27 protein-coding genes and 1 pseudogene are annotated in these 20,205 nt (G+C 63.9%); 18 read left to right on the top strand and 10 right to left on the bottom strand.

The annotated features are described in order from the left end of the window. Nucleotides 1–14: 14 nt before the first annotated feature. From GGR03_RS10985 to GGR03_RS10995, 3 genes are all read right to left on the bottom strand, one after another. A complete protein-coding gene (locus tag GGR03_RS10985; RefSeq protein WP_183207869.1) occupies nucleotides 15–983 on the bottom strand; it encodes an NADPH:quinone oxidoreductase family protein in 969 nt (322 codons plus the stop codon). 256 nt (nucleotides 984–1,239) lie between these two features. Continuing rightward, nucleotides 1,240–1,668 (bottom strand): OsmC family protein, encoded by a 429-nt coding sequence (locus tag GGR03_RS10990; protein ID WP_183207871.1) that lies wholly within the window; start codon nucleotides 1,666–1,668, stop codon nucleotides 1,240–1,242. A gap of 106 nt (nucleotides 1,669–1,774) precedes the next feature. Then, nucleotides 1,775–2,665 (bottom strand): AraC family transcriptional regulator, encoded by an 891-nt coding sequence (locus GGR03_RS10995; protein WP_183207873.1) that lies wholly within the window; start codon nucleotides 2,663–2,665, stop codon nucleotides 1,775–1,777. A gap of 98 nt (nucleotides 2,666–2,763) precedes the next feature. Between GGR03_RS10995 and GGR03_RS11000 the strand changes: the two genes are divergently transcribed. Then, nucleotides 2,764–3,501, top strand: coding sequence for an SDR family oxidoreductase (locus GGR03_RS11000; RefSeq protein WP_183207875.1), 738 nt, complete (start codon nucleotides 2,764–2,766; stop codon nucleotides 3,499–3,501). 46 nt (nucleotides 3,502–3,547) lie between these two features. Here the strand turns inward: GGR03_RS11000 and GGR03_RS11005 are convergent, their stop codons facing one another. Then, the gene (locus tag GGR03_RS11005) at nucleotides 3,548–4,786 is read right to left on the bottom strand and encodes an acyl-CoA dehydrogenase family protein (RefSeq protein ID WP_183207877.1); all 1,239 of its coding nucleotides are present in this window, start codon (nucleotides 4,784–4,786) and stop codon (nucleotides 3,548–3,550) included. Further along, nucleotides 4,783–5,523 carry a TetR/AcrR family transcriptional regulator gene (locus GGR03_RS11010; protein WP_183207878.1) on the bottom strand — a complete coding sequence of 247 codons (741 nt, stop codon included), beginning with the start codon at nucleotides 5,521–5,523 and terminating at the stop codon, nucleotides 4,783–4,785. The genes GGR03_RS11005 and GGR03_RS11010 overlap by 4 nt, the downstream gene beginning before the upstream one ends. A gap of 135 nt (nucleotides 5,524–5,658) precedes the next feature. On the opposite strand from GGR03_RS11010, the gene GGR03_RS11015 reads away from it, so the two are divergent. From GGR03_RS11015 to GGR03_RS11070, 12 genes are all read left to right on the top strand, one after another. Further along, a complete protein-coding gene (locus GGR03_RS11015) occupies nucleotides 5,659–6,477 on the top strand; it encodes an SDR family oxidoreductase (RefSeq protein ID WP_183208035.1) in 819 nt (272 codons plus the stop codon). Nucleotides 6,478–6,509: 32 nt separating this feature from the next. After that, nucleotides 6,510–6,989, top strand: coding sequence for a MaoC family dehydratase (locus GGR03_RS11020; protein WP_425486711.1), 480 nt, complete (start codon nucleotides 6,510–6,512; stop codon nucleotides 6,987–6,989). Next, nucleotides 6,986–8,032, top strand: a complete 1,047-nt coding sequence (locus GGR03_RS11025; RefSeq protein ID WP_183207882.1) for a phosphotransferase family protein — start codon at nucleotides 6,986–6,988, stop codon at nucleotides 8,030–8,032. The genes GGR03_RS11020 and GGR03_RS11025 overlap by 4 nt, the downstream gene beginning before the upstream one ends. Before the next feature lie 75 nt (nucleotides 8,033–8,107). Beyond that, nucleotides 8,108–8,665, top strand: coding sequence for a thioredoxin family protein (locus tag GGR03_RS11030; protein ID WP_183207884.1), 558 nt, complete (start codon nucleotides 8,108–8,110; stop codon nucleotides 8,663–8,665). Next, on the top strand, nucleotides 8,662–9,348 hold the full coding sequence (gene gph, locus GGR03_RS11035) for a phosphoglycolate phosphatase (protein WP_183207886.1): 687 nt from the start codon (nucleotides 8,662–8,664) through the stop codon (nucleotides 9,346–9,348). The genes GGR03_RS11030 and gph overlap by 4 nt, the downstream gene beginning before the upstream one ends. A gap of 45 nt (nucleotides 9,349–9,393) precedes the next feature. Continuing rightward, nucleotides 9,394–9,603 (top strand): hypothetical protein, encoded by a 210-nt coding sequence (locus GGR03_RS11040; protein WP_183207887.1) that lies wholly within the window; start codon nucleotides 9,394–9,396, stop codon nucleotides 9,601–9,603. Nucleotides 9,604–9,629: 26 nt separating this feature from the next. Next, nucleotides 9,630–9,986: a DUF2934 domain-containing protein gene (locus tag GGR03_RS11045; protein WP_183207890.1), complete on the top strand. Its 357-nt coding sequence runs from the start codon at nucleotides 9,630–9,632 to the stop codon at nucleotides 9,984–9,986. A gap of 293 nt (nucleotides 9,987–10,279) precedes the next feature. Next, entirely contained in the window at nucleotides 10,280–11,518 is a 1,239-nt protein-coding gene (locus GGR03_RS11050) for a tyrosine-type recombinase/integrase (RefSeq protein WP_183207892.1), read from the top strand. Nucleotides 11,519–11,926: 408 nt separating this feature from the next. Then, nucleotides 11,927–12,592 carry a tyrosine-type recombinase/integrase gene (locus GGR03_RS11055; protein WP_246367814.1) on the top strand — a complete coding sequence of 222 codons (666 nt, stop codon included), beginning with the start codon at nucleotides 11,927–11,929 and terminating at the stop codon, nucleotides 12,590–12,592. Nucleotides 12,593–12,778: 186 nt separating this feature from the next. Then, on the top strand, nucleotides 12,779–12,973 hold the full coding sequence (locus tag GGR03_RS11060) for a helix-turn-helix transcriptional regulator (protein ID WP_183207895.1): 195 nt from the start codon (nucleotides 12,779–12,781) through the stop codon (nucleotides 12,971–12,973). Beyond that, nucleotides 12,970–13,173, top strand: coding sequence for a hypothetical protein (locus GGR03_RS11065; RefSeq protein ID WP_183207896.1), 204 nt, complete (start codon nucleotides 12,970–12,972; stop codon nucleotides 13,171–13,173). Before GGR03_RS11060 ends, GGR03_RS11065 begins: the two co-directional genes overlap by 4 nt. Next, nucleotides 13,170–14,009, top strand: a complete 840-nt coding sequence (locus GGR03_RS11070; protein WP_183207897.1) for a hypothetical protein — start codon at nucleotides 13,170–13,172, stop codon at nucleotides 14,007–14,009. Before GGR03_RS11065 ends, GGR03_RS11070 begins: the two co-directional genes overlap by 4 nt. A 446-nt stretch (nucleotides 14,010–14,455) precedes the next feature. Here GGR03_RS11070 and GGR03_RS11075 read toward each other — a convergent pair. The 5 genes and pseudogenes from GGR03_RS11075 to GGR03_RS11095 all read right to left on the bottom strand — a co-directional run. Next, nucleotides 14,456–14,614 (bottom strand): annotated as a pseudogene (locus GGR03_RS11075) (IS3 family transposase); the annotation flags it as partial. Between the two features lie 673 nt (nucleotides 14,615–15,287). Further along, a complete protein-coding gene (locus tag GGR03_RS11080) occupies nucleotides 15,288–15,572 on the bottom strand; it encodes a hypothetical protein (protein WP_183207898.1) in 285 nt (94 codons plus the stop codon). A 93-nt stretch (nucleotides 15,573–15,665) separates the two neighbouring features. Then, on the bottom strand, nucleotides 15,666–15,854 hold the full coding sequence (locus GGR03_RS11085) for a hypothetical protein (RefSeq protein WP_183207899.1): 189 nt from the start codon (nucleotides 15,852–15,854) through the stop codon (nucleotides 15,666–15,668). Between the two features lie 630 nt (nucleotides 15,855–16,484). Next, entirely contained in the window at nucleotides 16,485–16,736 is a 252-nt protein-coding gene (locus GGR03_RS11090) for a hypothetical protein (protein WP_183207900.1), read from the bottom strand. Continuing rightward, a complete protein-coding gene (locus tag GGR03_RS11095) occupies nucleotides 16,736–16,954 on the bottom strand; it encodes a hypothetical protein (protein ID WP_183207902.1) in 219 nt (72 codons plus the stop codon). Before GGR03_RS11095 ends, GGR03_RS11090 begins: the two co-directional genes overlap by 1 nt. A 383-nt stretch (nucleotides 16,955–17,337) precedes the next feature. Between GGR03_RS11095 and GGR03_RS11100 the strand changes: the two genes are divergently transcribed. The 5 genes from GGR03_RS11100 to GGR03_RS11120 form a co-directional block, all read left to right on the top strand. Continuing rightward, on the top strand, nucleotides 17,338–18,114 hold the full coding sequence (locus tag GGR03_RS11100; protein ID WP_183207904.1) for a hypothetical protein: 777 nt from the start codon (nucleotides 17,338–17,340) through the stop codon (nucleotides 18,112–18,114). A 61-nt stretch (nucleotides 18,115–18,175) separates the two neighbouring features. After that, nucleotides 18,176–18,964, top strand: coding sequence for a hypothetical protein (locus GGR03_RS11105; RefSeq protein WP_183207905.1), 789 nt, complete (start codon nucleotides 18,176–18,178; stop codon nucleotides 18,962–18,964). A 108-nt stretch (nucleotides 18,965–19,072) separates the two neighbouring features. Further along, the gene (locus GGR03_RS11110) at nucleotides 19,073–19,348 is read left to right on the top strand and encodes a hypothetical protein (protein ID WP_183207907.1); all 276 of its coding nucleotides are present in this window, start codon (nucleotides 19,073–19,075) and stop codon (nucleotides 19,346–19,348) included. 135 nt (nucleotides 19,349–19,483) lie between these two features. Further along, entirely contained in the window at nucleotides 19,484–19,714 is a 231-nt protein-coding gene (locus GGR03_RS11115) for a hypothetical protein (RefSeq protein ID WP_183207910.1), read from the top strand. A 268-nt stretch (nucleotides 19,715–19,982) separates the two neighbouring features. Further along, the coding region (locus GGR03_RS11120) for a hypothetical protein (RefSeq protein ID WP_183207912.1) at nucleotides 19,983–20,205 on the top strand (223 nt) is incomplete at its 3' end.

The raw sequence follows: 20,205 nt of genomic DNA on the forward strand, positions 1-20,205 counted from the left end.
GGCCGATCCCCCGGCTACGGTACGAGGATCAGCTTGCCGGTCGTCTGGCGGGCGTGGATGCGGGCCAGGATTTCGGCTGCGTCGCCAAGCCGTCCGCGCTCGGTGATCACCGGCTGCAGCCGTTCCTCCGCGGTCCAGGCGATCAGTTCCGCCATGTTGGCGGCGGCCTGCTCCGGCTCCTTCTGGATGAAGGCGCCCCAGAACACGCCGACGGCGCTGAAGCCCTTCACCAGAGCGAGGTTCACCGGCAGCTGCGGGATCGTGCCCGAGGCAAAGCCGACGACCAGCAGGCGGCCGTTCCACGCCATCGACCGCGCCACGGCGTCGAAAGCCTCGCCGCCGACCGGATCGAACGCAACGTCGACGCCCTTGCCGTCGGTCAGCCGCTTCAGGTCTTCCCGCAGGTCGTCGTAGCCGATGGCGACGTCGGCGCCTTCGCCGACCGCCAGCGAGCGCTTGTCCTCCGACGAGGCGACGGCGATCACCCGGGCGCCCATCGCCTGGCCGATCTGCACCGCCGCAAGGCCGGTGGCGCCCGCTGCCCCCAGCACCAGCAGCGTCTCGTCCGGCTGCAGCGCCGCCCGCTGCTTCAGCGCGTGATAGGCGGTGCCGTAGGCGCAGACGAGGGCGCAGGCGACGCCGGCATCGAAGCCCTCGGGCAGCTTCGTCGCCGCCGCTTCGGCCACCGCCACCTTCTCGGCATAGGCGCCGAACTGCAGCGCCGCGACCACCCGATCGCCGACCGCCAGCCGCGTCACGTCGGTGCCGATCGCGATCACCCGTCCCGCGACCTCCATCCCCGGCACGAAAGGCAGTTCCGGCCGCGCCTGGTAGAGCCCCTGCACCAGCAGCCCGTCCGGATAGTTCACCCCGATCGCCTCGGCCTCGACCACCACCTCACCCGGCCCCGCGACGGGATCCGGCATATCGCGATAGGCAAGGGTCTCGATCGGCCCGTAGGCCTCGCAGACGATGGCTTTCATGATGCGGCTTTCGTTGTCGGTGTATCGTCGTCGGATGGAACAGGGCGTTCAGCCGATGCGATGGCAGGGAAGCGCTTGGCATACTCCGCCCATGCGAACGATGCCATCGGCGAGCGCGCATTGGGACGCACAGGCCATTGGCCGGCGCTCGCGGCCGCACTGGGTGAAACCCGGAACGGCCGGTGCTTCGCGGGCAGAACCCGTTGGTGCCGCCCATGGCCGGCGTTCTCCCTGAAACAGCAGTGGCAGGTCCGTTTCAGGCGGCGCCGGCGGCGCTGGCTCCGGCATTCAGGATGGTCACCGGAACGCCGTTGCGGATCGAGTTCGTGACCATCGTGGTTTTGGTGGTCCTTGCGATCAGGTCCTGAGCATCCGAGCCGTCGAGCATTTCGCATGCGACGGTCATCGTCGCGCCCGTCATCAGCAACGGGTCACCGTCCAGTTCGACGGTGACGGTGATGGCGATCGATCCCAGCTCCAGCCCGGCGTCATGGGCCACGTATCGCAGATCGTTGCAGAAGCACCCGCCGATGGCGAAGCCGAGAAGTTGCGCGCCGTTGAATCCCAGTCCTCGGCCACCGGCTTTGCCCTCGGGTCGATCGACGACGATCGTATGACCGCCGGCCCACCCCAAAGCTGCTTCGGTCGTTTCCACGCTGCGCAGTTCCACAGTCATGGAAACCATCGGCTCGCGTCCTTCCGCCGGTCGAACAGGCAGACTAGCCGGGGACGGTAAGAGGGGAAATACCCGTCCTGCTCGGACGGGCCGCAACCCAGGCCGAGACCGCGCGTCATCTGCCGAAACGGGGTGTCTGCCCCATGACGCGTTTGAAGGCGTGAGCGAAGGCGCTCTGAGAACTATAGCCGACATCTGCGGCAATTTGGGCCACGGCTTGGCCGGTGGAGAGCTTCCGCTGCGCCACCGTCATCCGCCACTGCATCAGATAGTCCATCGGCGGGCGCCCGACCCGCTCCAAGAAGCGCTGGGTGAACGCCGAGCGGGACATGCCGGCTTCCTGCGCCAGGAGCGGCACCGTCCACCGGCGAGAGACATCGCCGTGCATCATGGTGATGGCCTTGCCGATCCTGGGGTCCGCCAAAGCCGTGATCCAGCCGACGCTGTCTGCCGGTCCGCCGGCGACATGGGCACGCACGGCTTCGACGAGGAGGATTTCCGCGAGCCGTTCGGCAATCACCGTGCTGCCGACGCCACCGTGGCGGACTTCTGCTTGCAAGGATTGGAGCGTTCGGGCGATGCCCTCGGCGCTTGGCGATGCCCGATCTATGCGCATGAAGGACGGCAGCGCATCGAGAACGAACGAGGCGCAGCCATCGGCAAACGCACTGCCGCCACCCACCATGATGGTTTCGCATCCATCGCCGAGACGGACGATGTCCCGGCCCGGAAGACTGTAGAGCGCCATGCCGTCGATCGGATCGACACCCGGATCGCTGGCAACGGTGTAGCGGGTATTGCTCAGGAGGAAGACGTCGCCCTCCTGCATCGTGTGCGGCGCGCAATTCGGAAGAATGAGCCAGCACCGACCGCGTGTAAGGGCGACGAATTTCAATCTCCCCCGGCCGTCGAAGGAGAGCGCCCACTCCCCGGAGGCTTCGAGACCGGTGCCACGGACGCTGCGCGACCCGAGCTGCGAAAGAACCTCGGAAAACGGGTCAGGCATGGTTCTGGCGGATCTCTACATAAACATGGCCTTCTAAGCATAGATCATCCGGATCCGCCCCCATAGCTTTCTCTCGGTATCGACAACAGAGAGTCCGCATGACCATCAGGAATAAGGTTATCGCCATCACCGGTGCAGGGCGCGGGATTGGTCGCGCAACTGCCCTCCATCTGGCTGCTCGCGGGGCGCGCCTCGTGCTGGCGGCGCGAAGCGAGGCGGAAATCGCCGCCGTTGCCAAGACGATCGACGAAGCCGGTGGAGAGGCCGTCTTCAGGGCAACGGACGTCACCAGACGGGCAGACCTTCAGGCGCTGGTGGATTTGGCTTGCGCGCAATACGGCCGTCTGGATGTGATCGTCAACAACGCCGGGATCGGTCCTATCTCCCGCTTTGATGCTCTTCGCGTCGAGGAGTGGGACGCCATGATCGACGTGAACTTGAAGGGTGCGCTCTACGGTCTTGCGGCAGCGCTACCCGTCTTTGCGGCTCAGCAGACCGGCCATGTCGTGAACGTCATCTCGACGGCGGGCATCAAGATCGTTCCCACCATGGGTGTCTACGCCGCGACCAAGAACGCCTTGCGAACGGCCACCGAAGCCCTTCGCCAGGAGTCGGGGGCCCATCTTCGGGTAACGGAGGTGTCGCCCGGGTTCATCGACACGGATTTCGCGGATACCGCCATCACCGATCCGGACTTGAGGGCAACGATCCAAGAACGCCGGCATGCGATCGCGATTGCGCCGGATTCGATCGCACGCGCCATCGGCTTCGCTATAGAGCAGCCCGATGACGTCGAAATCGGCAGTATCGTCGTTCGGCCATCCGCGCAGGACTGAACGCCGCGCCGGCGTTCGTTGGGTCTCTGCGCCCGCATTGAACGCTTCAGCCCGTCGCCGCCGCGTGCTTCGCCAACTCCCACCGCGCCACCTGCCGGCGATGCACGGCGTCCGGCCCGTCCACCAGCCGCAGCGTCCGCAGATGCGTCCAGAGGCGGGCGAGGGGCTGGTCCTGGCTGATGCCTTCGGCGCCGTGCATCTGGATCGCCTCGTCGGCGACCTTCAGCGCCATCCGCGGCGCGGCGACCTTGATCTGGCTGATCCACGGCGCGGCGGCGCGCCGGTCGCCCTGGTCCATCATCCATGCCGCCTTGAGGCAGAGCAGACGCACCATCTCGATCTCCATCCGGCAGTCGGCGATGACGTCGTGGTTGGCCCCGAGATCTGCCAGCTGCCGGCCGAACGCCTCGCGCCGCAGCGCCCGCTGGCACATCATCTCCAGCGCCGCCTCGGCCTGGCCGATCGCCCGCATGCAATGGTGGATGCGGCCGGGCCCGAGCCGCCCCTGCGCGATCTCGAAGCCGCGGCCTTCGCCGAGGATGAGGTTCGCCTTCGGCACCCGAACGCCGGAAAAGCGGATATGCATGTGGCCGTGCGGCGCGTCGTCGTCGCCGAAGACGGTCATCGCCCGCAGCACCTCGACGCCCGGCGTGTCGGCCGGCACGAGGATCATCGAGTGGCGCTGGTGCTTCGGCGCCTCGTCGCCGGCGGTACGCACCATGACGATGTAGATCGCGCAGCGCGGATCGCCGGCGCCGGACGACCACCATTTCTCGCCGTCGATGACGTAGTCGTCGCCATCGGCGACGCAGGCCATGGCGATGTTGCTGGCGTCGGACGAGGCGACGTCCGGCTCGGTCATCAGATAGGCCGAGCGGATCTCGCCCTCGAGCAAACGCGGCAGCCAGGGCGCCTGCTGTTCCGGCGTGCAGTAGCGCTCCAGCACCTCCATGTTGCCGGTATCCGGCGCCGAGCAGTTGAAGGTCTCGGCGCCCAGATGCGCCTTGCCCATCTCTTCGGCGAGATAGGCGTATTCGACCGTGGTCAGGCCGTAGCCGCGGGCCGAATCCGTCAGCCAGAAATTCCACAGGCGCTTGGCCTTCGCCCGCGTCTTCAGGCCTTCCAGGATTTCCGTCTGGCGGGCCGTGTAGACCCAGCGACCTTCCTTCGGTACCTCGGCGAGGAATTCCTCGCTGGCCGGCGCGATCTCGTCGCGGACCATGTCCCGCACGGCGGCGTGGAGTGGTTTCAGCCGGTCGGTCATGCCGAGTGCCATGATGGTCATGAGCCGAACTCCTCCTCGATGATGGCCTCGCCCGCCCCGGCGCCGCGCAACGCGAACAGCGCCAGCTCGCGCACGAGGGCGCTTCGGTCCGCTTCCGTCTCGTTCGGTTGCTCGCGGTACCAGAAGACCGGGGCGTTCAGCACCGACAGGAACGCCTTGCCGGTGAGCGATGCGTTCGTCCCCCCGGCCAGATCTTCCTCGGCGACCGCCTCGGCAAGGGTCCGCCGAAACAGCATCTCGTAACGGTCGCGCGCCGCGATCACCTCGGCCAGCCGCTCGCCCTCCGAGCCCGTTGCCGGGCCGCCCAGATGGCGGGCGACGGCCTGGAGGATCGCGTGCTGGAAATCGATATGCTGCAGCATCGTGGTCAGATGCGCCTCGGCCATCACCCGCAGCCGCGTCACCGCCCGATCGCGCGACGAGGCCGGTCCCTCCACGGCCGCGAAGTCGATCGCCATGCCCTGCTGGCAGACGTCGAGGAAGAGCTCGTTCTTCGAGCGGTAGTAGTGATAGACGAGCCCCTTCGTCGCGCCGAGCCGGCGCGCCATGTCGTCGATCGACGCGGCGGCAAAGCCATGCTCGCGGAAGGAAGCCGCCGCCGCCGCCAGGATCGCCGCCAGCGTCTCGTCCGCCTCGGCATGGGCGCGGGCGACCGTAAAGTCGCGCGTCGACCGAGACCGGCCGCCGGCTTTCGCGGGCGGGTTGCCTTCCCCGGAAGGGCGGTCGTCGGCGTCCATGGCCAAGTCTGGACATACCAGCGGGTATGATGTCAACTGCCGATGAAGGGAGCGTGCTTTCCGGCTCTGGCAACGATGGCGCCGGAATGCGCTCGCCTGCCACCTGACGCCATACGCAAGGAAGAGCCCATGGAGATGCCGATCCTGCAACGCCTGTTCTCGCTGGAGGGCAAGACCGCCCTCGTCACCGGCGGCGCGACCGGCATCGGCCGGATGATCGCCACCGCTTTGGCCGGCGCCGGGGCGCGCGTGCTGATCGCTTCCCGCAAGGCCGAGGCCTGCGAAGCTGCCGCTGCGGCGATCAACGCCGAGGGCCATCCGGGAACGGTCGAAGGATTTGCCGGCGACGTCTCGGGCGAGGCCGGGATCGCGGCGCTCGCCGCAGAAGTCGAGGCCCGCACCGACCGGCTGCAGATCCTGTTCAACAATGCTGGCGTCTCCTGGGGCGCGCCGCTCGAGACGTTTCCGCACGCCGCCTGGCAGAAGGTGATGGACGTCAACGTCGCCGGCCTGTTCACCGTGACGCAGCGGCTGCTGCCGCTGCTCGAGGCCTCGTCCAGCCGCGAGGACCCCGCCCGTGTCGTCAATCTCGGCTCGGTCATGGGCACCGCGCCGCTCAGCCAAAACGTCTATTCCTACGCGGCATCCAAGGCCGCCGTGCATCATCTGACGCGCTGTCTCGCCAAGGAGCTTGCCGGCCGCCACGTCACCGTCAATGCCTTTGCGCCCGGTCCCTTCCAGTCGAAGATGACCGCCTTCGCCACCGGCACCGACGAGCAAGCGGCAGTCGTCGGGCGCGGCGTGCCGCTGGGGCGGATCGGCTCGCCCGACGACATTGCCGGCGCCGCGCTGTTCCTTTGCGGCCGGGGCGGGGCATATATCGCCGGGGCGATCCTGCCGATCGACGGCGGCATCGCGGTGGAAACCGGACACGAACTCTTCGAGGAGGCCTGATGGCCCTGGCATCCGTGGCGGAAACGGAGGCGATGCTCCGCGAACGCCTGATCCCGATCGAGGCCTATCGGGCGCATCTCGATACTGGCGAATTCCTCTCCGACTGGCTCACCGTCGACCAGGAGATGATCGACCGCTTCGCGGCGGCCACGCATGATTACCAGTTCATCCATGTCGATCCTGCCCGCGCCAAGGCCGAAAGCCCTTATGGCGGCACGATCGCGCACGGCTTCCTGACCCTGTCGCTGCTGTCGACGCTCGCCTACGATGCCCTGCCGGGCGTCATCGGGACGAAGATGGGCGTCAATTACGGTTTCGACAAAGTCCGCTTCCTCAACCCGGTCCGCGTCGGCACGCGGGTGCGGGGCCGCTTCAGGATGATCGGCCTTACCGAAAGGGCGGTGACGCTGCAGACCAGCTGGGACGCGGCGGTGGAGATCGAGGGTGGGGTCAAGCCGGCGCTTTCGGCGCAGTGGATCACCGTCGCCGTGCTCGAACCGCCGGCGGAATGAGCCGCGGGATTGCCGACCAGCGGATCGATGAGACGGCGCTCGGGCGCTATCTCGAGGCGCATGTCGACGGGTTCGAAGGGCTTCGGCGACTGGTCAAGTTCCAGGCGGGGCAGTCCAACCCGACCTACCGGATCGACGCTGCGAGCGGTACCTATGTGCTGCGCACGAAGCCCCCCGGCACGCTGCTGAAATCCGCCCATCGGGTCGATCGCGAGTTCAAGGTGATGCAGGCCCTGGCCGGCACCGCCGTGCCCGTTCCGGTGGCACTGCATCTGGCAAGCGACAGGGACTCGCCGTTCGGGCGGATGTTTTTCGTCATGGACTATTGCGACGGCCGCATCTTCTGGGATCCGGCGCTGCCCGAGATCGACGATCCGGCCGAGCGCGCGGCGATCTACGACGCCATGAACACCGCGCTGGCGGCACTGCACGATCTCGATACGCAGGCGCTGGGGCTCGAGGATTTCGGTCGGCCCGGCAACTACTTCGAACGTCAGCTGATGCGCTGGTCGGAGCAGTACCGCCATTCGAAGGTCGACCAGATCGACGACATGGAGACGCTGGCCGCCTGGCTCGCCGATAACCTGCCGCCGGACGACGGCGCGGCGAGCCTCGTCCACGGCGACTATCGCCTCGACAACATCATCTTCGAGAAGGCTCGCCCGCAAATCCGCGCGATCCTCGACTGGGAGCTGTCGACGCTCGGCCACCCGCTCGCCGATCTCGCCTATCAGTGCATGCAGTGGCGCCTGCCCAATCTCGGCGCATTCAAAGGGCTCGGCAATGTCGATCGCGCGGCACTGGGGATTCCGTCCGAGGCCGATTACGTCCGGCGTTATCGGGAGAGGCGCGGCCTGGGCGAGATCGACCACTGGCCGTTCTACCTCGCCTTCTCGTTCTTCCGGCTCGCCGCCATCCTGCAGGGCGTCTACAAACGCTCCCTCGACGGCAACGCCTCCAATCCCGAGAAGGCCGCGATCTATGGCCGCAACGTGCCGGTTCTCGCCGGGCTTGCGGTCGAGCTGATCCGGAAGGAAGCATGAACGCGCGTTTTCGGCTCGATTTCGGCGCCACGCGCCCTTCATAGAAGCTCTGGCACCAAGCGAAAGGAACTGCCCATGGCGGCGCATCCTCCGATCTGCGATTTCGGCTGGAAGGCCGTCGACGCCGCGCTCCCCGGTGTCGACGGAAACACTCACCGGATCTTCGACCACAAGGGCCCGAAGGGGCTGCTGGTAGTCTTCATCTGCAATCACTGCCCCTATGTGAAGGCGGTGATCGACCGGCTGGTCCGTGATGCGGCGGAGCTGAAAGACCTCGGCATCGGCACCGTCGCGATCTCCTCCAACGACGCGACCAACTATCCGCAGGATTCCTTCGACAATATGCGCGCCTTCGCCGACGCCCACGGCTTCGACTTCCCCTATCTCTACGACGAGGACCAGAGCGTCGCGCGCGCCTATGGCGCCGTCTGCACGCCGGATTTCTTCGGCTTCAATGCCGATCTCGGCCTGCAATATCGCGGCCGCATCGACGCCTCCCGCAAGGAGGCGGCCCCTGAAGGCACCAAACGCGACCTCTTCAACGCCATGCGCCTGATCGCCGAAACCGGCGAGGGGCCGCGCGAGCAGGTCGCCTCGATCGGCTGCTCCATCAAGTGGAAGGACGCAGCATGAGCTGGCCGAAAGCCGTTCTGTTCGATCTCGACGGCACGCTCATCGACTCCGCGCCCGATATTCACGCCGCGCTCAACGAGACGCTGGCCAGCTACGGCGAGCCACCCTTCACGCTGGAGGCGGTGACCGGCATGGTCGGACGCGGCGTGCCGGTGCTGATCGAGCGCGCCTATGCGGGGCTCGGCAAGGACATCGACCCCGCCAGCCGCGACAAGGCAGTCGAACGCTTCCTGGCAATCTACGAGCCGCGGGCGACCGAGCTGACCACCCTGACGGCCGGCGCCAGCGAGGCGACGCGCATCCTTCGCGAGCGCGGCATCCGCCTCGGCGTCGTCACCAACAAGCCGGAAGTCGCGACGCGGGAGATCCTGGCGCATTTCGGGCTTCTGGACCTCCTGGACGTGGTCGTCGGCGGCGACGCCGGGCCGGCCAAGAAGCCGGAGCCCGGCCTGCTGCTGCTGGCCTGCGAGCGTCTGGCAATGCCGGTGGACGACGTCGTCTTCGTCGGCGACAGCGAGAACGACGTCGATGCCGCATGTGCGGCTGGCATGCGAGTCATCGCCGTCCGTGGCGGCTACACCAGCCGGGCGCCGGAATCGCTTGGCGCCACCGCGCTGGTGGATCGGCTCGACGCGATCCCCGAGCTTCTGGCCTCGCTCCGCAAGGCCGCCGACGCCGGGTGACCGCGGTGCCTCCCCTCGAAAGGGTCCGCTTCAAGGGGCCCGCCGATGGCGTCGCCGCTGGTCTTTTGCATTGCACTCGGCTTCATTGTGGCAGAGGATAACGCAGGCTGCATTGTTGGTGTGGCGGCAACATCGGAAAGCCGGACGTTGTTGCTTGAGCCGGCGCCTGGACGCCGGTTCGACCAGTCAGTTGCCGGCTGCGTATTTCCTCGTGAAGCGTCCATCTTTGAGTCGATAAGTCTGCCCTATCTTTGATGTCAGGTCATATGGGAGGAGCGGCGATGCGCAGGAGCGACGAGGCGGAAATTATCCGCACGCTTGCCTACGAAATCTGGGAACGGGAAGGGCGCCCCACGGGGCGCGAACACGAACACTGGGCAGACGCGAACCGCGAATTCGCCCGGCTCTACCCGGCGGAGCCGATCGCCGAAATATCGGGCAACCAGAGGTCCAGCTGGGATCGGTCCGCGGCCGAGCGCCAGGAAGCCGACGCCCTGCGCCGCGCCTTGTGGACTCCGGAGCCGTTCTCGGAGGAGTTGTTCGGCGCCGAAGAGAGTAAGGCAACGCGCTGGCGTCGCAGCCGGGCAGCGCTGCCGGGCACGATCCCGGAGATGTCTTCGACGGAGAAGCGGCTGTAGTCCGCTCCTCCCTCAAGCGCTTCTCTAGCCGGCTTTGGCCACGCGCTCCGCTTGAAGATCAGGATGTGTGGAAAGTGGTGCCGCTTGCAGGACTCGAACCTGCGACCCCATCATTACGAATTATCCTCGAACGAACATTCGCGGACATCATCTGACGCTGTTTTGGTGTAATTGCCTTGCGGTTAGGGGCTTCGCGTGTATGACGCTGTCCAGCGCCGTCTGGGCAAGTTCGGGCTTTCTGGAACCCCAGAGGAACCCCGGAACCCAGGCGGCTGATGATGGAGTCTCGCGCGATGCCAAAGCTCAACCTGACGACGCGGTTTGTCGACACTGTCAAAGCCGAGAAACGCACGGAATATTGGGACGAAACCATCCGGGGATTGACGCTCCGGGTGACGCCGACCGGCGCGCGTTCATGGTCGATTGTCTGGACCGGCGAGACCGACGGTATCAAGCGGCGCCTGACGCTTGGCAGTTATCCCGCGATTGACCTTCACGCTGCCCGCAAGCGGGCGCTCGGCGAGTTGGCAAAAATTTCTGAGGGTGCGGACCCCACAACGCGTAAGCGTGCTGTGCGGGCGGAAATGACGCTCGAAGAGCTGTCGGATCTCTACGTCGAGAAATACGCGAAGCCCAACAAACGGTCGTGGCAGACCGACGAGCGCGTCCTTGCCAAAGACGTGGTGGCGATCATCGGAGCGAAGCGGAAGATCAGCAGCATCGGCCGACGCGACATACTCGACGCTATCGACCGTAAGATTGACGAGGGGAAGCCGATCGCGTCGCGGCAGGTGCTCGCTATCGTGTCCAAGTTTTTCAACTGGGCAGTTGCCGAGGATTATCTGACTGCTTCTCCGGTCGCCGGAGTACAGCAGCGTGCAAAAGCACGTTCGCGGGAGCGGGTGCTGTCGAATGCCGAGGTTCGATATGTGTGGAAGCAAATCGATCTAGCGTCATTATCGGCGCCGATGCGCCAGATCGTCCGCCTGTTGTTCCTCACGGGGCAAAGGGCTGGCGAGGTCGCTGGAATGCAGAGGGGCGAGGTGGACCTGACGGCGGCTCTGTGGACGTCGCCCGGCGCTAGAACAAAGAACGGGCGCGAGCACGCCGTGCCGCTGTCCCCGGCTGCTCTCGCTATCGTCAAGGCGGCAATCGCGACGATGGGGGCGAAAGCGGATGACCCGGCATCACCGCTTTTCTGCAAGATCAAAACCGCCATCACCAGCAATGCTGTCGCCCATGCCGTCCGCGACAAGCTCCAGTTGAAGGAAGGGCCAGACTGGACGCCTCACGATGCCCGACGGACGATGGCGACCCGGATGGCCGAAGATCTGAACGTCGATCCGCATCATATCGAAGCCGTCTTGAACCACATCACCGGTCACCGGAGCGGCGTCGCCGGCACCTATAACCGTTCAACGTACCTCGTCGCCAAGCGTCGCGCCTTAGTCCTATGGGCGGAGCATCTGGACACCAACGTTAGCGGCAAAAAGGCCATCGTCGTGCCGCTGGTTGCGGAGACTGGAGTATGAATAACTGACGCCACAGCAGCTTGTAACACCCAGGTTAACACGACACGCCTTATTGCCACGCAAGGCTAGTATCAGTCGCTCCGGCATCGCAAATGTTTCTAGAGCTGCGTGCAAACCTATGAGATGGCAAATTGGAAAGCATCGAGGGTGAATCCAGTCTAGCCACACTGCATCCCTTAATCGGTTACGACAGACTGATGGCACTTAACCTTGATCGTGTCCGCATAAAACTTGCTGCGGGTATCAATCGCCACTTAACTTCTTTAAATCCGGAAACGTTCGAGGTTCTCCGCCGCGAAGTCTCTGCTGCCTTGGCGGAGGCGGAACAGCGACGCCTCGACAAGATCACGGATCGGCTTGTATGGGCCCAACAGGGGCTACGCGCGGCGGATGCCAAAGGCGCGAGGTATGCGCGAGGGCGAGAATCCTGACCACTGGAAAGGCAACCTCGATCACCTCCTCGCCAAGCCTGTGAAGCTCGCTCGCGGGCATCACGCGGCGATGCCCTACGTCGAGGTGCCGGCATTTCTTAACCGGCTGCGCGAACAAGCAGGCACCGGGGCGAGGGCGCTTGAGATCGCGATCCTGACGGCTTGCCGATCAGGGGAAGTGCTCGGCGCGGAATGGTCAGAGATCGACATGGACGCTCGCCTCTGGACGATCCCGGCGAAGCGCATGAAGGCCGGGAAGCAACACGTTGTGCCCCTGACGGCGCCCGCGGTCGACATCCTGTCTGCGTTGCGGGGTGATGGAGCCGGTGTCTTCATGTTCGCGGGGGCAAAGCCGGAGAAGCCGTTGTCGAACATGGCGATGATGATGGTGCTTCGCAGGATGAAGATCGACGTCACGCCGCACGGTTTTCGGTCGAGCTTCAGGGACTTCGCGGGCAACGAGACCTCATTCGCTCGAGAGATAGCCGAGGAGGCCCTTGCTCACGCTGTCGGTGATGCTGTCGAACGGGCCTACCGGCGAGGGGCGGCAATCGAGCGACGGCGCAAGCTCATGGACGCATGGGCGAGCTATCTCGACGCTCGGAAGGGCGAGAAGGTCGTCTCAATCCATTCTCGAGCCTGAAAGAGCCCCGGAAGGCCCCTGTGGATAATTTATTTTGCTCCACGGATCCGACCGTCTAAAGCTTATCCAGAAGCAACCTGTCGGAAAAAAACCGACAGAACATCAAGGTGGTTTGTCCACTTTGCGGTTGCCGAATAACTCTACATTTACGAACGTCGCCGCATCAGATGAAGCGGAGACGAACAAATGGAAATCAAGAGTATAAAAGACGCGGCCAAAATGCTGGGCGTGTCGCGCACCACGATCTGGCAGCTAGGGAAGGATTCGAGCTTCCCGAAGCTGATCACCATCTCGCCCGGCCGCAAAGGATTCGTAGCATCCGAGCTTGAAGCGTTCGTAGAATCTCGGATCGCGGCCCGCGATCAAGAGCGGGCGGCATGAGCGCCCTTACCGTTGGCGGATCAACAGGCATCGACTACCGGTCTATCGCCGCAATCGATGCAGCCGCGAAATGGCTTGCCGCGCAGAAGGAGGCACCGCACCCGCTGGTGCATTGCCTCTGGCAGCAGATCGCGCGCCATTCACAGGATGCGTGGATCGCCGCCCGAGAGGCTGCATCGCTTCGTTCGAGGCGCTTATGAGGCGGGTCGATCGAGAGCTGATCGACCTCGTTGTCGATAAACCTGCGGACTATCATCGCGGCCTGGAGGCTTTCCGGGCCGCGGTGAATGCGAACCCTCGGCTTCCGAAAGTGGCCCATCAGGTGGCCTCTGGTCTCGCCAGCAATATCAATCGACATTTCGGATACACTTGGCGCACCGACCAGCAGATCGCCGACGAGATCGGCACGAGCAAGAGGAACGTCGGGAAGGCAATGCTGGCGCTCGACAACTATGGCCACATCGTCCGGCAGACGAAATTCCGTCAGGCTGACGACCATCGTGCAGGCGGAAGGATGCGACGGATACACCTCTGTGTCCCTACCGAGATTCCGACCGCGAAGGCTCACGCCCGCAACGCGATTGTCAGAAATAAACGACAGAATGAACAGAACACTTCTGCCGGAATGAACGGAACCAATCGGGTCGATGAACGGAACGATTTGCGCCGTATAACCTGTAACCACATAACTCCTGACACATCGGGCCTCGATATTGTCAAGGTTGGCTCTTACGCGGGCGCGGGCGCGAGGGAGACTGTTTCCTCCATCGGCCTGGGCTGGTCAGACGACGAAAGCTTCCTGTCGGTTTTTGACGACTTGATGAGAAGCAGCCTCAGGCAGGTCGATAGCATCAACCCGAATGGACCAAACTTTCTCGGTCTCGTGGGCAAGGCGTTCGACGACACGACGGCGAGCAGCGACTTGTTCGCGCCGATTGATTGGAGGATGGCGTGCGCGGTCCGAGAGGGCACCGTGAGGTCGTTCTTTCTGAATCGTGCTCGCGTACTCGCTGATGGCGCGGGGGCAGTAGCATGAGGATGGTGCAGCGGGAGGACGCCTTGTCGGAATCGACGCGCAGACCGTCATCACCTTTCCATTCGCCTCGTCGGCAGAAGGCGAGGCTGTGAGTGGATCACTGGCCAGCTGTCAGCGCCCGCCGAAAATGCATCGATCCGATGTTAATCGAATGGCGAAGGCGACCTTGATGAGCCACAACCCGAGAATGAGCGACGCAGCTGTCCCCTGCCGGTAAGTGGGACGGCGGCCCTGGCAATGCATACCCCTTCCGGGGTCGCGGTTAATTTTCGGCACGAGAGGACGGGACCGTCTGGTGAGGTCAAATTCCGCCCGCCCGAAAAACTCTCCAAGCGCCGGCAGAAAGCCCGTCGCTTTTGCCCGACAAACCTCCTGATCGAACAACGGTCGGGAAAACCGACAAGCGGAGATCGGACTGGCCTGCTGCCGGTCTTATGGACACGAGGTTAGGCTAACTGCGGCCGTTTCTCGAAATCCATTGGGCTGAGATGTCCCAAGGTCGAGTGTCTGCGCGTCGGATTATAGAAGCGCTCGATGTAGTCGAACACGTCCGCCTTCGCCTGATCGCGTGTGCGATAGGTTTTCCGCGCCGTCCTTTCGATCTTCCAATGAGCGCCGCCGGCAGATGGCCGAGCACAAGACGGGGTGACACGAAATACGACGGCTGTCTGCCCGAAGCCGGACTTCGCGAGCGTGATCGGGGATCGCATCCCGATATGGGCAGACGGGGGAGATCGAAGGCTCCCCCCATCCACGCCCGGCTTCAGAGCCCCTGTATTAGGATCGGCGCCCGTCTCGGCTGCGGTCCCGATCACACTGAGGAGCCCGAGGGTTCTCCCGGCAGAATGCAGCGATCCTCTCCCGCTCGCGATCGTTGTCGCGACTACGCGCTCGATCGCGATCGGGGCCGTCACGCCGAAAATCTTCGCGGCGATCAGGACGGCCCCGGTTGTCTCGGCGATCATCGCGGCCTCGGTCACGGAAGTTGCGATCACCCGCGCGCGGATCAGGCCTGCTGAGGTCGCGATCTATAACGACAGGGCCCGAGGAACTGTAGCCGCCCCCGTAGCGAGGACCTTCATCGACGCACCCTGAAATGGCGAGAGTTGCGAATCCGAGTGTGGCAACGATACCAAGGCTTTTAGCACGCATTTGCTTTCCTCCGATTGGGGGCGGGCAGATGGCGCGGAGGGAAAAGATTGCAAGGCAGTTGCGCCTAACTTGCCGGAGACAGCCCATGCGCCGTATCAAGGTCCGGCTCTCCACGATCGCGGTTTGTCACTTGTCGCACAAGCCGGCATAACTCCTTGCCGGAAACCACTCCTGCTCTCTTCGGCTCCAGCAGTAGCCGTCTTCAACCAAGATCATCCCGATCTCGTTGAGCGACTGACACGCCACCGCGACTTCCTGTTCCGTCACGTCCCCTCCGTCGGGACGTTGGCCCATTTTGCAGACATATCGACCGGTGTGCCATCGCTCGATCACCTCGTCATGCTGGAGGTTTGTTGCTCCGGCCGGGGCCATCGCCAAAACGCCAAACCAGACCACCAAGATCCTCTGCACTGCTCTTTCCCCGTTCAATGCAGTCCACTCTGCTCGATGTGGCGAGGCGGATGCCCCTCTAGCGCCTCGGCGCCACCCTGCTCGTCAAGGCCATCACGGAGCTTGCTCAGCCCGACGCTTCCGATCCAGGATATTGAGCAGGTCAACCATGTCGTCAGCCTCCTCCATGTCCATGCCGATCATCACCCGACCATCTACGATCGCAGGAAAGTCGGTGAAGATGTCGACCACGCTCCAGGTGCCGTTGGAGCGCTTGCAGAGGGTGTAGCGATCGTCGGGCATAGCTCCATCCCATTGATCCGTCCGTGGGCAGAATGCCTCCAAATCTAGCGCCACTACAACCGGGGAACGGGACATGATGCTGACCCTGCACCTCGCCGGATCTCTCGATCGAGATGGTGCTCCGGGCTGACCAGCGCTCTACGGTGATCGTGTTGCGGCCTGAATGGAATGAGGAGATGGATCCCTGGATTGCGATCTTACTTCGCGTGGTTTGAGGCTTCGTAAATCGCATCGTTAACGATCATCCCAACGGATTCAGAATTTCCCTGGACGAGGACATCAACGCAATCTCCGCCGACATTCAGCCAGACCTTTGCACACTCAGCCTCCTGCACGATTCCGGAAATATAACGAGGGTTCACGAATACGGCTTCTCCGTAACGGTCAGTCAGTCTCGCAAGCATTTTCCGTCCTTTTTCCTTACCAGCCAGACGTCGACGAACCTGACACTGGGAGGCAGCAGCTCTTCATAGCGCAAGTCCACGCTAAAGGAGCGCTGTTCGATTGGTGCTCAGCTCAATTCTTCGGCCGGTACATTGACCACGGGCGCGGAGCAGGGGCTCCGCCGGGGCAGCCAATCCAGTGCCGATGCGTCCCGCGCGGCATCCTGGTGATCGACGGAGAGCGGTTCTAGCGGGTCTTCTTCATCCAGTCCCGCAATGGACCGGCAACATCGACTGGCGCTTCGACCACGTCGAACGGGATGCCGTCGAGGGAGTCGATCTCGTCTCTAAATTCCACGGGCACGCAGAGCTCAAACAGCAAGTCATATCGGGCCGCGTCAGCCTCCTCCATCCGCTGGATCTGCTTCTGCAACTCCATGACCTTCATGGTGAGGTCGAGGATCAGCGTGCGGAGGGGGCGTTCGGAGTCATTCGTCATCAGTGCACAGTCTGCGAATGAGGAGGCGTGAGAGGGATGTCTCTGCTTCCCGCCTCTGTTCTGATTGCGGCCTCGATCGTTTCGCGGGGCAGGTCGAGATCGTCAGAGATCAGGTCGACGAGCACGTCGGGACCGAGCCCTCCGTACATCTCCACGACCGGACCAAGCGTATCGAACAAACGGTTCACGGCTTCGCGCAGTTCGATCTCCCAGCTCATTGCCTGTCGGCTCCAGTAGCAAGGCCGTGAGACATACCACAACCGAGGGCTCTAGCGACGACCATCCGTAATCAACTGAAAATCAAAAACCATGGCAGCGAAGAGAGGCGGCAAGCGTCCGGGGGCAGGACGCCCGGCCGGTGCGCGTAGTCGCGCCACAAAACAGATGAATGCGAGTCTGTCCGAACTCGCCCGCGAGCATACGGCCACTGCGCTAAATGTCCTGGTGGAGGTTGCAAAGAAGGGCGAGAGCGACAGCGCCCGCGTGGCAGCTGCCAACGCCACTCTCGATCGAGGATACGGGAAGCCATCACAGTCGCACGAGCATACCGGCGCCGGCGGCGGCCCCATTCAAACTGTCGATCTGACGAGGCTAAGCGAGGATGAGCTCGATCGACTTGAGACGATCCTCGGTCCACTTGCCATCAATGGCGGAGATCAGGGCGGAGAGGGCGAGGCGGAAGGCTAAGCTCGAGCGCGATCGGGTTGCTCACGACGCTGAGCGCATCCGTGACCGGTGTCGGACGCTGGGTGGCTTTGTCCGAGAGGCGTGGCACGTTCTGGAGCCCACACAGCCGTACGTGCACGGCTGGCACATTGCCGCCATCTGCTCGCATCTCGAGGCAGTCAGCGATGGGCGGATCAATCGGCTCCTGATCAACGTGCCTCCAGGCACCATGAAGTCGCTCCTGGCGAGCGTTCTGTGGCCGGCATGGGAATGGACGCGGCAGCCGTCGCTTCGCTACCTGACGACCTCCTACGCGGAGAAGTACGTCAAGCGCGATAGCCGCCGCATGCGCGATCTGGTGCAGTCGGAGTGGAATCGCTCGCTATGGCCGGAGATCGAGCTGATGCGCGCCGGTGAGGCGTCGTTCGCCAACACTAAGACCGGCTTTCGAGAGGGCGTGCCGTTCGCCTCGCTGACAGGCGGCCGCGGCGATCGCGTCATCATCGACGATCCGCACTCGACCGAGACCGCAGAGAGCGAAGCGGAGCGTGAGAACACGACCCGCATCTTCCGCGAGGCGGTGCCGAGGCGGGCAACGTCGTGCTGCTTCGGGGAGCTTGGAACGAGGCCTACCTCGACGAGCTCGCGAACTTCCCCAACGGGGCGACGAAGGACCAGGTCGACGCGTCCTCCGGGGCTTTCGGACGACTGACGATGAAGCGTGAGGCCAAGAAGGGCACCACGACGACAACGACGACAGCGGATGCATACTGATGGCGGTCGACGCAAAGCACCCGGAGTGGCAGGACCGAGCCGACGAATGGCGCGAGATGCGCGTGACTGCTCGGGGCGCCAAGGCGGTGAAGGAGGCGGGAGAGGACTTTCAGCCGATGCCGTCGGGATGTCGGGTCCAGGCGGACAGCGGTCGGGCCATGTACGGCGCCTACCAGAAGCGGGCGCAGTTTCCCGAGATCGTCGCACCCGCGATCCGCGGCTTGGTCGGCGTCATCCACCGCACCGAAGCGCAGATTGAAATGCCGGACGCGATGCTCGGGATCTGGGAGCGCGCGACGTCGGACGGGCTCGCGCTGGAGGCGTTCCACCGCCGCATCACCGGCGAGCTGCTCCTGACCGGCAGGTACTCGATCCTGGCTGACGCTGCCTCCGAAGGGTCCGACCTGCCATTCCTCGCCGGCTATTCGGCCGAGGCGCTGATCAACTGGAGCACCGATCGCGACTTCTACGTGCTCGACGAGAGCGGGCTGGATCGCAACGAGTTCGAGTGGTCCAACAAGAAGCGGTACCGCGTGCTGCGGCTCGTCGAGGGGCGCTACGAGGTAGAGACCTATTCCGGCATCGATAAGGACGCCGACGTTCTCCAGCCGACGGCGCGGGGCGGACAGAGGCTTGAAAGCATCCCTTTCGCAGTGATCGGACCGCGCGATCTTGCGGTTGCGCCTGAGGAACCGCCGCTGATCGGCGTGGCGCGGGCTGCACTGGCGCTCTACCGCCTCGACGCCGACTATCGCCATCAGCTCTACATGAGCGGCCAGGAGAGGTGACAATCGACAGGTTCACCAACAGGGCCGGTGACGATCTTACCCTCGACCAACTGCGAAAGATGGACAGCGAGGCTTTCGAAAGGGCCGGCATCGCGGCATTGTGCGGCGGTGAAGATAGACTTCCGCGACCGCGCCCATCTCTCCACAGTCGACGGCGACCGCCCGGCTGATAAGCCTCGCGCGGGCAAGCGGCTGGGCCTGGACGCGGACGAACAGGTCACCTGCTGGCAATGCCTCAAGGATGAGGGCATCGAGACCAGCATGATTGTGGAGGTCATCCAGTCGGCGCGCCGCTCGCCGCAGAACAAGCGGACGGGCGGCACGAAGGCCGGCATCTGCGCCTACTGTCTGTCGCGCGGGAAGGTGACGAAGCTGATCGGGTAACAGGTCGCCAGGATTTAGAAGGCGATCCGGCGGTGGCAGGGTTGTTGCCGGAGACTTCTCCACCAGACGGAGCGCACCTCGACGCCGCGAAGCGTCTCTCCAGATATCGGCCTCTTGCGAGCTGTTGGAGACAGCATGCCCCCACAGGATATGGACGACGTTCTCACGAAGCTGCCGTTGCGGATCGGCGCTTACGTCCCGGACGATCTTCTCGAGGACTGGTTCGCGCCAGGAACAGGTATGAACCCCGTAAGCGCAGCAGCTCTTAAGGCGGCTGAGGCGTACGGGTGGCGGTTCGAGTGCGAGTTCAAATACTATCCGAATCGTCAGGAGGGAGTGTTCTGGAAGTGGGTGCCCGCGATCTAGGTGCCGAGACGGAACTCGGCTTAGATCTTCGGGTTCGTTCTTCTCCAACAGGAGGAAAGAGCATGACCGATAGCAAGAAAACTGCTGGGAATGGTCCCAAGGACGACGCAAAGGGTCAGTTTGCACCTACGCAGCATGGGGGGGGCAACGACGGCACCGTCAGCGCAAATCCCAAGGCGATTTCACGAAGGCAAGACGGAGACGCAACTTTCCCCGTCAAGAAGGGCAAATAGGCCGCAATTTCCGCAACCTTACCAGGCTCGCTTCGGTGGGCCTTTTCATTGGCAACATGCCGCAGCTTCGCAAGAAGCCGGTCGTCATCGAAGCACGGCAGCTTTCCAGAGAGAATGGGATTGAACTGGCGCACTGGTCAGGCGGCCGATGGAGGTCGCTGTACGGTCGAGGGGATCGAGGTGAGGATATCAGCCATGTGGTCAGCCCCACGCTGGAAGGCGACCATCGGGCCGATTTGGGCGACTGGATCATCAAAG

The sequence above is a fragment of the Aurantimonas endophytica genome (assembly GCF_014196845.1).
Taxonomy (GTDB): domain Bacteria; phylum Pseudomonadota; class Alphaproteobacteria; order Rhizobiales; family Rhizobiaceae; genus Aurantimonas; species Aurantimonas endophytica.